This is a genomic window from Pseudoflavonifractor sp. HNCC25GI2 (assembly GCF_058136395.1).
On sequence record NZ_JBYUOW010000001.1, the window covers coordinates 537,344 to 549,794 of the forward strand.

9 protein-coding genes and 1 tRNA gene are annotated in these 12,451 nt (G+C 59.5%); 8 read left to right on the top strand and 2 right to left on the bottom strand.

Going from position 1 to position 12,451, the window contains the following annotated elements; genetic code table 11:
• The first annotated feature begins 13 nt into the window (after nt 1-13).
• A complete protein-coding gene (locus AC3YUO_RS02525; RefSeq protein WP_489961468.1) occupies nt 14-1,012 on the top strand; it encodes a dihydroxyacetone kinase subunit DhaK in 999 nt (332 codons plus the stop codon).
• A 60-nt stretch (nt 1,013-1,072) separates the two neighbouring features.
• Nucleotides 1,073-1,393: a hypothetical protein gene (locus AC3YUO_RS02530; RefSeq protein WP_489961469.1), complete on the top strand. Its 321-nt coding sequence runs from the start codon at nt 1,073-1,075 to the stop codon at nt 1,391-1,393.
• An 88-nt stretch (nt 1,394-1,481) separates the two neighbouring features.
• Here the strand turns inward: AC3YUO_RS02530 and AC3YUO_RS02535 are convergent, their stop codons facing one another.
• Nucleotides 1,482-4,589 (bottom strand): ATP-binding protein, encoded by a 3,108-nt coding sequence (locus tag AC3YUO_RS02535; protein WP_489961471.1) that lies wholly within the window; start codon nt 4,587-4,589, stop codon nt 1,482-1,484.
• A 361-nt stretch (nt 4,590-4,950) separates the two neighbouring features.
• On the opposite strand from AC3YUO_RS02535, the gene AC3YUO_RS02540 reads away from it, so the two are divergent.
• From AC3YUO_RS02540 to nhaC, 4 genes are all read left to right on the top strand, one after another.
• Nucleotides 4,951-7,218 carry a xanthine dehydrogenase family protein molybdopterin-binding subunit gene (locus tag AC3YUO_RS02540; protein WP_489961473.1) on the top strand — a complete coding sequence of 756 codons (2,268 nt, stop codon included), beginning with the start codon at nt 4,951-4,953 and terminating at the stop codon, nt 7,216-7,218.
• Nucleotides 7,215-7,697, top strand: a complete 483-nt coding sequence (locus AC3YUO_RS02545; protein ID WP_489961475.1) for a (2Fe-2S)-binding protein — start codon at nt 7,215-7,217, stop codon at nt 7,695-7,697. The genes AC3YUO_RS02540 and AC3YUO_RS02545 overlap by 4 nt, the downstream gene beginning before the upstream one ends.
• Nucleotides 7,694-8,566: an FAD binding domain-containing protein gene (locus AC3YUO_RS02550; protein ID WP_489961476.1), complete on the top strand. Its 873-nt coding sequence runs from the start codon at nt 7,694-7,696 to the stop codon at nt 8,564-8,566. The genes AC3YUO_RS02545 and AC3YUO_RS02550 overlap by 4 nt, the downstream gene beginning before the upstream one ends.
• A 152-nt stretch (nt 8,567-8,718) precedes the next feature.
• On the top strand, nt 8,719-10,083 hold the full coding sequence (gene nhaC, locus AC3YUO_RS02555; RefSeq protein ID WP_489961477.1) for a Na+/H+ antiporter NhaC: 1,365 nt from the start codon (nt 8,719-8,721) through the stop codon (nt 10,081-10,083).
• 210 nt (nt 10,084-10,293) lie between these two features.
• Here the strand turns inward: nhaC and AC3YUO_RS02560 are convergent.
• A tRNA-Val gene (locus AC3YUO_RS02560) sits at nt 10,294-10,369 on the bottom strand.
• Between the two features lie 200 nt (nt 10,370-10,569).
• Between AC3YUO_RS02560 and AC3YUO_RS02565 the strand changes: the two genes are divergently transcribed.
• Both AC3YUO_RS02565 and AC3YUO_RS02570 read left to right on the top strand, forming a co-directional pair.
• On the top strand, nt 10,570-11,895 hold the full coding sequence (locus tag AC3YUO_RS02565) for a glucose-6-phosphate isomerase (RefSeq protein ID WP_489961478.1): 1,326 nt from the start codon (nt 10,570-10,572) through the stop codon (nt 11,893-11,895).
• Nucleotides 11,896-12,003: 108 nt separating this feature from the next.
• Complete coding sequence (locus tag AC3YUO_RS02570) at nt 12,004-12,414, top strand: hypothetical protein (protein ID WP_489961479.1); 411 nt, start codon at nt 12,004-12,006, stop codon at nt 12,412-12,414.
• The last annotated feature ends 37 nt before the right edge of the window (nt 12,415-12,451 follow it).

The window sequence follows — 12,451 nt, forward strand, 5'->3', positions numbered from 1 at the left end:
GGAGGTACATCACATGAAAATGAAGAAGTTTATCAACGCTCCTGAGACCATCACCGATGAGGAGCTGACCGGTCTGGGTCTGGCCTACTCCGACATTCTGGAGGTCGACGGCCATCTGGTCATCAGCAAGGATCTGGCGGACGCCGACCGGGTCACCATTGTGACCTACGGCGGCTCCGGCCACGAGCCCGCCCAGGCCGGCTTTGTGGGCAAGGGCATGCTGGACGTCCAGGCCGTGGGCGACATTTTCGCCGCCCCCAATGGCAAGCTGGTCTTTGACGCCATGAAGCTGGCCGACAAGGGCCACGGCGTGCTGCTGCTCACCCTGAACTATGCCGGCGATCAGCTGGCGGGCAAGCAGGCCATCAAGCTGGCCCAGAAGGCGGGGCTCAACTTCCGCCAGGTGGTCACCGGCGAGGAGATTCAGTTTGACCCCAACGGTGAGGACAACCAGCGTGGTCTGGCCGGTGCGGTAGCCCTCTATCACATTGCCGCTGCGGCTGCCCGGGAGGGCAAGAGCCTGGATGAAGTGGCCGAGATTGCCCAGCGCTACGCCGACAACATGGCCTCCATCACCGTCAAATCCACCGACGCCACCCACCCCCAGAACGGCATGTCCTTCGGCGACCTGGGCGAAACGGATATGATGGAGATCGGCGCCGGCCAGCACGGCGAGGGCGGCGGCGTCCGGGTGCCCATGATGTCCGCCAAGGACACCGTGGCCACTGTGGCCGAGGCCCTGTGTGCCAAGCTGGCGCTGAAGGAGGGCGACAAGGCCTTTGTGATGATCAACGGCTGCGGCGCCACCACCATGATGGAAATGCTGGTGCTCTTCAAGGACACCGTGGAGTTCCTGAAGGCCAAGGGCGTGGAGGTTGTGGCCAGCATGGTGGGCGAAATCCTCACCGTGCAGGAGGCCGGCGGCTTCCAGATGAACATCGCCAAGTGGGACGATGAGTTCATCCGCCTGTGGAACACCCCCTGTCACACCCCCGCTTACAGCCGCGAGTAAATCCGGTCCGGCCGGTTTTCCCGACCGCATACCAATCACACATAAAGGAGGAGCCACCTCATGTCCGCTGAATACATGCACATCGGAATTCCCATCACAAACCGCAAGCCCAATATGACCTACAACGAGGGCGCCAAGTTCTGGGTCAGCAACGTGGATGACTACGACTACAAGATCGAGTATCTGAAGTTTGAGGAGGGCACCCCCTTCCCCGAGGAAATCCACCGCAACCCTCATGTGGCCTACAAGGTAGACAACCTGGAGAAGTACATTGCCGACGCGGACAGCGTCATCTGCGGCCCTATGCCCGCCGGGGAGAAGGACCGCCTGGCCTTCGTCTGGAAGGACGGAGCAATCATTGAGCTCTACGAGGCCAACTGACAAACAAAGTTGAAAAAGCCGCTGTTTCCCTTGGGAAACAGCGGCTTTTTTATTTTTTCTTGGCTTCTTCCCACGCCGTCCGGGCCTGTCACCGCCCGCTTTGTTCCTCCACCTGACGCAGATATGCCTCATCAACGGGAGAATAAACAGGCGCCAGCAGGTCCCGGGCCCGCTCCACATAGGTTTCCGGCGGACAGATTACATACTCGGAAAAGACTGCCCGCAGCTCTGGATTCTGTTCCATCTCCAACGCAATCTGCGCAAAAATCCGGTTCAGGACGCCAAGCTCGTAGCGGCTTTCCAGCTGCTCCGAGCATCGCTTTGCAACGAGCAGGCTGGTCAGGGCCTCCTGGTAACGCCCCCTCAGCACATGGAGCCTGCCAAAGTAGGAAAAAGCGATCCCCCGTTCCCACAACAGCTCAATCTTATTGAAGCACTCCACCGCTTTGGAAAGATATTCCTCCGCCTGGTCCAAATCGCCGCTGTCCACGGCCGCCTGCCCCGCGTAGGTGTAGAAGGTGGCGGCACTGCCGCTGAGGCGGTAGTCCTTGCAGTTGGCGATGGCCTCCTCGTAGCAGGACAGCGCTCCCTCATAGTCGCCCCGCATCCGCTTGGCTTCCCCCAGCCCCGCATAGGAGGCCGCCAGGTTATAGCGGTACTGTTCCTTCTCCATGGAGTGCTCAAAGATGTCAATGGCCTGGACAAACTGCTGCTGGCTGTCGGCCAGGTCGCCTGTCATGATGTCGCTCATGCCGTGCAGACGGTTCCAGATGGCCATCTCCTCCGGCTTGCTGTGTCCGGTCAGAAGCTGGATGGAGGCCTGCACCAGCTCCCGCATGGGCTCCGGCTCATACCGGTTCATGTAGACGCAGATTTTCTGCCGGTTGGCCTTGATCAGGTTCTTTCGGCACTGCTCGGAATCAATGGGCTGGTTGAATTCCACCAGCTTCTGAATGTAGGCAAGCCCACGGTCGTAGTCGGCAACCCGGATGTAGTACCGCCCCATCATGTGGTAATAGTCAGAGAGATAGTCCTGGCGGTCCTGCTGGTCAAAGCTGCCCTCGTTGGCCTTTACCAGCTCCTCAATGCGCTGCAGCAGCCCGGAAATGCCGCTGTTGTCCTCGCTGTCCGGCGACAGGCGGCCAGCCGCCCCAAGCCACGGTCCCTCGCTGACCACCGGATAATATTCATGGGCCCGGTTGAGCAGGGTATACACGTATTTGATGCAGTATTTCAGATATTTCTTCTGGTTCTTGGCCCGCTCAAAGTGATACATGAGCCTGTGATAGACCGGAAAATCCCGCCCGGTGCCGGTGAGCTTTTGCTCCAGGCAGATGGCCACCCGCTCGTGAAACACCCGCCGCTTGGTCATGGACAGCTCAGAATACACGTACTCCAGTATTTTCTGGTGGGTGAACTGAAAGCAGACGCCCTCCGGCGTGCTCTTTTCACAAATCAGCTGCTTGTCCATCAGCGTGTCCAGAAGGTCCATCAGCTCGTATTCCGGCTTCCGGGACAGCTCCTGAAGCAGTTCAAAGGACGCGCCGTCAAAAAACAGGGAGAGCAAATCCAAAATGGTCCGCCCGTCCGGGGAGAGCAGCATGGTCCGCTGCCGAATGGTGTCGCGCATGTTCTGGGTAATATCCGCCAGGGCGCCGTTATACTTGAAATTGTTCACCGTTTCGATGATAAAAAACGGATTGCCCTCCGTCTCGTAATAGAGCTGCTTGCGCAGCTCCGAGGACTCAAACTGACGGGGAAGCAGCAGGTCGGCCAGGGCCACGGTATCTTCAAATCCGAACCGCTCCAGGACAATCTCCCGCAAAAAACGCGCCAGACGCATATCCTCCAGGAACCGGGAAACATAGGCGGGATGCGTCCCGCGGCAACCCAGGACAAAGAGAATGTTCCGGTTTTGATTGGCCGTCAGAATATCCTGGATTAGAGACACAGTAACAGGGTCCGCCCACTGGAGGTCGTCCAGGCAGAGGACCACCTTTCGGTCCTTTGCAAACCGCAGCACCGTGTGGGTAATGGCCCGCTCACTTCCATCGTAGGCCTGCACGCTGATGAGGTCCTGATCAATGGGCTCCGCCTGGGCCTCCGCCAGGTGGGGAAAGACCTGACCGGCCATGAAGCGGAAGTAGGTGTCCCGGCTGTCCATGGACCGCTGTTTCATGGAGTTCAGGATTGCCTCAAAAACCGTCTGCCAGGGCTTCAGGGCAAAGGATTCCTCCGCGTGGTAGCAGGAGGCCCGAAACAAAAATACATTGCCGCCCGTCTGCAGTCCCTTGCACAGGTGGTCCAGCAGGGTGGTTTTTCCAATGCCCGCCTCCCCAATGACCACCTGACTGACCGCCACCCCGCCGTTGAGAAAATGCAGGGCATTTTCCACCAGCGCCTTCTGCTCCGCGCTCCGGCCAAAGATGGGCGTCTTTTCTGGCTCGGCCACCCCCGGACGCGCCGCGGGCTGGACGGAGACCTGGATGGTCTGCTTTCGTTCCCGCTTCATCTGCTCGGTCAGCCGGGCAATTTTTTCACCCGGAAACTGAAACAGGTCCTCCGCCAGTAGGGTCCGCAGCCGCTCATAGAGGGACAGGCCCTTATGGTACTCCCCCCGCATCCGATAGATCTCCATCAGATAGTAGTAGCCGTCTTCGTCGTACTCGTCCAGGGCCACCAGCCGCTTGGCCTGGTCCTCGCACGCCGACCAGTTCTTCTGGCGGAAGCTGCTCTCAACGGCCTGCTTCAGCCGCTCCATATAAATCTGCTTCAGCTCCTGCCGCGTGCTCTGGATCCACTCGTTGAAATACTCATTTTCCTTGAGGTAAAACTCCTGGAGAAATTCCCCCGGGTCCGAATCCGGCATACTGTCCCCCGGCGCTTTCAGCTGCTCCACGTCCAGGCTGATGGCAATCCGGGGGTTAATCCGGAGGATATTCTTCTGGGGCTCCACCAAAAAGTCCGGAAAGAACGCCCGCCGCAGAACATAAATGGCATTTCTCATGTTGGACTTTGCCTTCCGCTCGTCCAGATGGCTGCCCCAGATGAGGTCGGCCGCCTTGCTGCGGGACACCTCGTGCTCCACCAGCAGATAGTACAGCAGCGCCTCCGCCTGCTTAAACGGAAGATTGACAACCTCATCGTTGAGCAGAACACGGGGAGGGCCCAGAAGAAGCCCCGTCAGCTTGTCCACATGCATCCGCCTCCCTTGCTGCACGGCAGCATTCTTGGTTTCCCCAACGGCTCAGGGATTCAATAGGTATTTTATTATACCACACCCCCCACCCTCTTGCCAGCCGGAATCCGCCGCCCCCGCCGGCCGGCTTTTCAAAACCGCTCTATTTCGGAGGAAAAATCCTTTTTTTACAGGGAAACCTAAAGAATAAAAAAGGAAATTAACTTTCGATGTTTTTTTGATGCTTTTATCGACCGCCTTTTGACTTTCCCCTTTTATACTGATAATCAATCAGTTGGAAACACATGCAGACCACACTCCGGGCCACGGTCCTCTGCCGCTTGGCCCACCGGGGATTTACTGCAAAAGGATGGTAGATTTGAAAGACTTTCATGTAATCGGAAAGGAACTGTCGAACGACCAGGCTTACGGCAAGGTGACCGGTCGTCTTCACTATTGCGGAGATATGCAGGCTCCGGGAATGCTGTATATCAAGCTGAAGCATTCCACCATTACCCACGGCATGATTCGCTCCATCGACACCTCCAGGGCGGAGGCGCTGCCCGGCGTCCGGGCTGTGTATACCTGTGAGAACACGCCCGACAAGCGGTACGACCGGGGCCGGGTAGGTCCCTGGGAGTCGGTGCCCAACCAGGAACAGCTCTTCAGCCGCCAGGTGCGGTTTGTGGGAGAGCGGGTGGCCGCCGTGGTGGCGGAGTCGGAGGAAATCGCAGAGGAGGCCTGCCGCCTCATCCAGGTGGAATACGACCCCCTGCCCTTTGTCATCTCCGTGGACGAGGCGGAGCAGGACAGTGCCCCCCGCATCCACCCCGACGGCAACGTGTACCCCACCGCCCCCGTTGACCGGGGTGATTATGCCGCCATACAGGGGGCTCTGTGCCACACCAGCCAGTCCCACATCAGCCGCATGACCCATCTGGCCATGGAAACCCAATCCTGCCGGGCCTGCTACAACGCCTCGGAGGGCACCCTGACCATCTGGACCGGCTGCCAGTCTGTATTCGGCGTACGGAGCACCGTGGCGGAGTTTCTGGACGTCCCCTACTCCAAGGTGCGGGTCATCAAGGCGCCCATGGGCGGCTCCTTTGGCGTCCGCCAGGAAACCCTGCTGGAGCCGCTGACCGCCTACGCGGCCAAGGATCTCCAGGCCGAGGTGCGTCTGGTCTACACCCGGGAGGAGCAGATCGTCAACACCATGATGAAGCACAGCGTGGACGCCCGGGTGGAGAGCAAGGTGCAGCCCGACGGAACCATTCTGGGCCTGTCCCTCTCCTGCCGTCTGGACGCCGGCGCTTACCTGACCGTGTCCCGGGACTACGCGTCCACCATCGGAGAAAAGATCAACAAGGTCTACCGCATCCCCAACCTCCATTTTGACGGCCGGGCCGTGTGCACCAACACCCCCATCAACGGCAGCTTCCGCAGCTGGGGGTCCTGCGAGGTGGCCCTCTGTCTGGAAAATCACTGGAACATGGTGGCCCGGGAGCTGGGCATGGACCCCATCGAGTTCCGCCTGAAAAACGTCCACGAGCCCTTCGAGGACGAGCTGGTTCACCACGTATCCGTGGGCAACGCCCACTTCCGCGAGTGTCTGCTCCGGGGACGGGAGGCCTTCCGCTGGGAGGAGCGGAAGGCGGAGTGTGCCCGGCAGAACCGCGCTCAGCGCCGCTACCGTTACGGCGTGGGAATGGCTGTGGCCTCCCACACCTCCTCCTTCTACCCCTACCGGGTGGACGTGGCCTCCACCACCGCCAAGCTCCAGGAGGACGGCAGCCTCATTCTCCACGTGTCGGTGCACGACCACGGCTGCGGCACCGTTATGGCGCTGAAAAAGATTGCCAGCGAGGTAACTCAGATTCCTCTGGATCAGATTCTCCTCCAGGAGGCCGACACCCGGGACTGCCTCTATGACCACGGCTGCTACGCCAGCCGGACCGTCTATTCCCTGGGCACCTCAGTGAAGACCTGCTGCGAAAAGCTGATGGGCATTCTGAAGAGCCGGGCGGCTGCCGCTCTCTCCTGCACGGAGACCATCCTCCACTATGAGGACGGCGTCTTCTTCCAGGAGACGGACAAGTCGGTGCGCATCTCCCTGCCCCAGGTCTACGAGCACTCCATCCGGGTTCTGGGCCAGGACGTCTTCTGCTCCGTGACTACCAACGCCCAGGTAAACCCCGGCGTGCCCGCGGCCCACTTCACCCACGTACAGGTGGACACCTACACCGGCTTTACCCGCGTGCTGGACTGCCTGTCCGTCCACGACGTGGGCCGGGCCATCAACCCCGACCTGTGCCGCGGCCAGGTGGGCAGCGGAATCCAGCAGGGCATGGGCATGGCCCTGTGTGAGGAAATCAAAATCAGCCCCAAGACCGGCGAGGCCCTTATCACCAACTTCAAAAACTATGAGGTGGCCAACGCAGTGGATATGCCCGACTACCAGGTCATCTTCCTGGAGGAGGACGAACCGAGCGGTCCCTTCGGCGCAAAGTCCATCGGCGAGGTGGTCCTGGTTCCGGTGGCCCCCGCCATTGTGGCCGCGGTCAACGACGCGCTGGGGACCCAGCTGCACCACCTGCCGCTGACGCCGGCGGTGATTCTGGAGGCATTGGAGGCACAGAACGCATGAAACTGGAATTTACATTAAACGGCCGTCCCCGAACCATGGAGGCCGACGGCAGCAAGCGGCTGCTGGATTTTATTCGGGAGGATCTCCATCTCACCGGCACCAAGGAGGGCTGCGGCGAGGGAGAGTGCGGCGCCTGCACCGTGATGCTCAACGGCGACGCGGTCCATTCCTGCCTCACCATGGTGGGACAGCTGGATGGGGGCGAGCTCTGGACCGTTGAGGGCCTGGAGCAAAACGGCGAACTGGACACCATCCAGAAGGCCTTTATCAAAAAAAGCGCCGTGCAGTGCGGCTTCTGCGTCAGCGGCATGGTCATGTCCATCAAGGCACTGCTGCTGAAAAACCCCAACCCCACCCCCGACGAGGTGAAGATGGCCATTGCCGGCAACATCTGCCGCTGCACCGGCTACCGCGAGGTCAAGGCCGCGGCCCAGGAGGCCGCCCAGGCACAGCACAGCGAGGGAGGTGAGGCTCTGTGAGCGGCACCGCCTACTTGCAGCCTGACACTCTGGAGGAGCTTCAGGCCCTTCTCCCCTCCCTTCCCGAAAAGACCGCCGTCCTGGCAGGAGGAACAGACCTGATGCCCAAGCTCCGGGCCCGTCATCCCGACTACTCCTGCATTTTGAGTCTGTGGAAGATTCCTCAGCTCCGTGCCGTGGAGGAGCAGGAGGGCTGGCTGAAAATCGGCGCCATGGTGACCCATGCCGCAGCCGCCCGGGACCCCCGCATCTGCCGCTGGTTCCGGGGACTCTCCATGGCCTGCAGCCACGTGGGCTCCCAGCAAATCCGGAACAAGGGAACCCTGGGCGGCAGTCTGGTCAACGCCTCCCCCGCCGGCGACATCGCCCCCTGCGTAGTGCTGTATCACGGCGAGGTGGAGCTGCTGGGCGCCAGCGGCACCCGGCGGCTGACCATGGACCAGTTCCTCTCCTCCGACGGCCGTATTGACTTAAAGCCGGGCGAAATCCTCACCGCCATCTGGCTTCCCGTTGACGAGGCGCTGGACAGCTGCTTCGTAAAGCTGGGCAGCCGCCGTGAGGTCACCATCGCCCAGATCTCCCTCTGTGCCGCTTGGCACACGGAGGACGGAAAGCGGACCCAGATCCGTGCCGTGGCCGGCGCCATTGACCGCCGTCCCTGTCCCTTCCCCAGCCCCCAGCTTCTGGCTGACCAGACCCAAGCGGAAGAAGCCGCCCAGGGTCTGGCCCAGAAGATTCAGGAAATTCGCCTCCAGCGTACCCGTCCCCCCAAGCTGAAGCTGACTCCTGCGGAACAGCTTTACAAGGAGCGGGCCGCCAAGGGCGTGGTCTATGACCTGTTGGACGCCATGGAGTCAGCGAATCACTGAGCACCATCCGCTGTGACAAGAGGGGAGGCATCGTCATCCGCATTCTATGAAATTCCTTCAATCAAACAATTGAGATGGGAGAGACAACCATGAGTCAGTCAACATCAAAAGTGGAAAAGAAAGCCCCAGTTGGATTTGGAAAATCCGCCCTCGTGTTCGTCTTTACATTTGTATTCATTCTCAGCGGCATTCTCCTGTTTGGTACATCCGCCCATATGCCCCTGGTGCTGGCAGGCTGTGTGGCCGCCATTGTGGGTGTAGCCTCCGGCTATAAGTGGAGCGAGCTGGAGGCCGGCATGAGCGATACCATCAAGGCCTCCGCCCCCGCCATTCTGATTATGCTGATCATCGGCATGGTCATCGGCACCTGGATGCTGGGCGGCATCGTGCCCACCATGATCTACTACGGCCTGACCTGGATCTCCCCCAAGATCTTCCTGGTCACTGCATGTCTGCTGTGCACCCTGGTCTCCACCTTTACCGGCAGCTCCTGGAGCACCATGGGCACGGTGGGTGTGGCCCTGATGGGTGTGGGCTCCGGCCTGGGTGTCAACCCCGGCATGACCTGCGGCGCCATCATCTCCGGTGCCTACTTCGGCGACAAGATGTCCCCCCTGTCCGACACCACTAACCTGGCCCCCGCCATGGCCGGCACCACTGTGTTCTCCCACATGAAGCACATGGTCTACACCACTACCCCCTCCTACATCATCGCCATCATCATCTATGCGGTCCTTGGCTTCTCCGTTGTGGGGGAAAATGCGGACCTCGGCACCATTGACCTGTATCTGGAGACCCTGAGCGCCAACTTTAACATCAGCCCCTGGATGCTCATTCCTCCCATCTGCGTACTGCTGATGGTCATCTTCAAGGTCCCCGCCATCCCCGGCCTGCTGGGCGTGGCGGCTCTGGGCGGCATCTTCGCTATGGTCTTCCAGGGCGCGCACCTGTCTCAGGTGCTGGCCTCCGCCTACACTGGCGTCAGCCTGGATACCGGTGTGGAAGCCATCAACAAACTGGTCAATCGCGGCGGTCTGTCCAGCATGCTGGATACCATTGCCCTCATTCTCATCGCGCTGGCCTTTGCCGGCATCGTGGAGCGCACCGGCATGGTGCACAGCATCGTGGAAAAGATCCTGACCCACGCCAAGAGCGACAAGGCCATGATGACCACCGCCGTGTTCTCCACCCTGTTCACCAACTTCGCCACCGGCGTGCAGTACGTCGCCTTGGTGCTGCCTGGCCGCATGTTCCGGGAGACCTTCCGCGAGCGCAACCTGCATCCCAAGAACCTGTCCCGTATTCTGGAGGACGTGGGCACCCTGTGCGCCCCCTTCTGCCCCTGGAGCACTGACGGTGCCTTCATTCTGGGCACTCTGGGTGTGGCAACTGCCCAGTATGCGCCCTTCATGTTCTTCGCCATGTTTAACCCCATCATGTCCCTCATCTGCATCTGGAGCGGCTGGACCATCCAGTACATGGATCCCGCTCTGAAAAACGAGGACATTATCCCCTGATTCTTTCTTCCCTCACATATCAAGCCTAGCTGCAAGCAGCGCTGCAATTCACCGATTGCGGCGCTGCTTACAGCTGTTTTTTATCTTTTTGCGCCCGCAGCTCGTAGAATGAAACAGCGGTAGGCATCCAATTAAGGCAAAAACAAGGTTAAAATCCATTTTGGGCAAAACAAAAATCCCCCGAAGCTTTGCAGCTTCAGGGGATTTATCTGGTGGACGATACAGGACTTGAACCTGTGACCTCCCGCACGTCAAGCGGATGCTCTACCAGCTGAGCTAATCGTCCGAACAGTGTAGGTTATTGTACCAGAGCTTTTCTGTTTTGTCAACCCCCTGTCCACCACTTTTTTCTACTTCTTTTTGGGAAATTCTCTTCTTCTTTTTCCGGTATTTTGTGAAAAACTCAAGTGAAATGACAGGGTGACTGTGTTATAATACATTCAGCAAATGTTTAATTCCACCAAATGATACAGGAGGAATGTGTATATGTTAACTCTGGATGTCTCCAAGGCAGCTTCGTTTCTGCCCCAGGACTATCTGACCAGCCGCCAGACTGCGCTGGAAAAGGCCGCTTCCATGCTGGCCAACCACGATGGCCCCGGCGGCGATTTTACCGGCTGGGTCTATCTCCCCCGGGACTATGACAAAGAGGAGTTTGCCCGCATCCAGGCCGCCGCGGAGAAGATCCGCAAGCAGTCCCAGGTGCTGGTGGTCATCGGCATCGGGGGTTCCTACCTGGGCGCCCGCGCTGTCATCGACCTGCTGGCCTCCCCCAACTACAATCTGAAGAAGAAGGACACCCCTGACATTCTGTTTGCCGGCAACGGCCTGTCCACCGACACGCTGCTGGAGACCATCGCCCTCATCGGCGACCGGGACTTCTCCGTCAACGTCATCTCCAAGTCCGGCACCACCACCGAGCCCGCCGTGGCCTTCCGCATTTTCAAGTCTCTGCTGGAGGAGAAGTACGGCAAGGATGGCGCCCGCGAGCGCATCTACGCCACCACCGACAAGGCCCGTGGTGCTCTGAAGGGCCTGGCTGACACCGAGGGCTATGAGGAGTTTGTGGTGCCCGATGATGTGGGCGGCCGCTTCTCTGTGCTCACTGCCGTGGGCCTTCTGCCCATCGCGGTGGCCGGCATCGACATCGCTGAGCTGATGGGCGGTGCGGCACAGGCTATGACCGACCTGTCCACCGGCGGTCTGGACAACCCCGCCTGGCAGTACGCCGCTCTTCGCCACGCCCTGTATCAGGAGGGCAAAAAGGTGGAGCTGCTGGCCTGCTACGAGCCCTGCTTCCGGTTCTTCTCCGAGTGGTGGAAGCAGCTCTACGGTGAGAGCGAGGGCAAGGACGGCAAGGGCCTCTTCCCCGCCAGCGTGGAGTTCACCGCCGACCTGCACTCCATGGGCCAGTATATCCAGGAGGGCGAGCGTCTCATGTTCGAGACCGTGGTGCAGTTTGCTCCCAAGGGCGAGTTCATTATCCCCAACGATCCCGAGAACGTGGACGGTCTGAACTTCCTGTCCGGCAAGTCCATGGCTTTCGTGGCTCAGCAGGCCATGCGGGCCGTTATTCTGGCCCATGTGGACGGCGGCGTTCCCAACGTGCGCATCGAGATGCCTGCCCTGTCCGCCAAGACCGCCGGCTATCTCATTTACTTCTTCGAGTATGTCTGCGGCCTGTCCGGCCACCTGCTGGAGGTCAACCCCTTCAACCAGCCCGGCGTGGAGGCCTACAAGGTCAACATGTACGCTCTGCTGGGCAAGCCCGGCTATGAGGAGAAGCGGGCCGAGCTGGAGGCGCGCCTGTAAGGACGCAAAAAATTCACAATGTTCCAGTTGAAAATCCCCTGCCAATATGGTAAAGTGTAATACAAGCAAGGGACCCGCTTCCCTACCTCAAGTTAAGGAGTGATTCACATGATTCGCGTTATCATGGGCAAAAAGGGCTCCGGTAAGACCAAGCAGATGATCGAAATGATCAACAACGCCGTCCAGACCGAGCACGGCAATGTGGTCTGTATCGAAAAGGGCAATAAGCTCACCTTTGATATCCACTATCAGATCCGTCTGGTGGAGTCCAGCCAGTATGATATTGCCGATTATACCGCCCTTAAGGGCTTTGTCAGCGGCCTGTATGCCGGCAACTATGACATCACCCACATCTTCATCGACAGTCTGACCAAGATCGTGGGCCGTGAGTGCGACAACGAGACCGAGAAGTTCCTGGATTGGCTGAACAACTTCGGTGAGAAGCACAACATCAAGTTCACCATCACCATTAGTGATGACGTGACCCTGGCTTCCGAGGGCATCAAGAAGTACTTCTAAGCATTCTTTCCGTACAAAAAAATCCCCGCAGGCGTAC

What these genes read in the sequence shown, in the direction of transcription:
- AC3YUO_RS02570 (WP_489961479.1), top strand. Translation starts at nt 12,004, where the DNA reads ATGATTCGCGTTATCATGGGCAAAAAGGGCTCCGGTAAGACCAAGCAG.
- AC3YUO_RS02545 (WP_489961475.1), top strand. Translation starts at nt 7,215, where the DNA reads ATGAAACTGGAATTTACATTAAACGGCCGTCCCCGAACCATGGAGGCC.
- AC3YUO_RS02565 (WP_489961478.1), top strand. Translation starts at nt 10,570, where the DNA reads ATGTTAACTCTGGATGTCTCCAAGGCAGCTTCGTTTCTGCCCCAGGAC.
- AC3YUO_RS02530 (WP_489961469.1), top strand. Translation starts at nt 1,073, where the DNA reads ATGTCCGCTGAATACATGCACATCGGAATTCCCATCACAAACCGCAAG.
- AC3YUO_RS02525 (WP_489961468.1), top strand. Translation starts at nt 14, where the DNA reads ATGAAAATGAAGAAGTTTATCAACGCTCCTGAGACCATCACCGATGAG.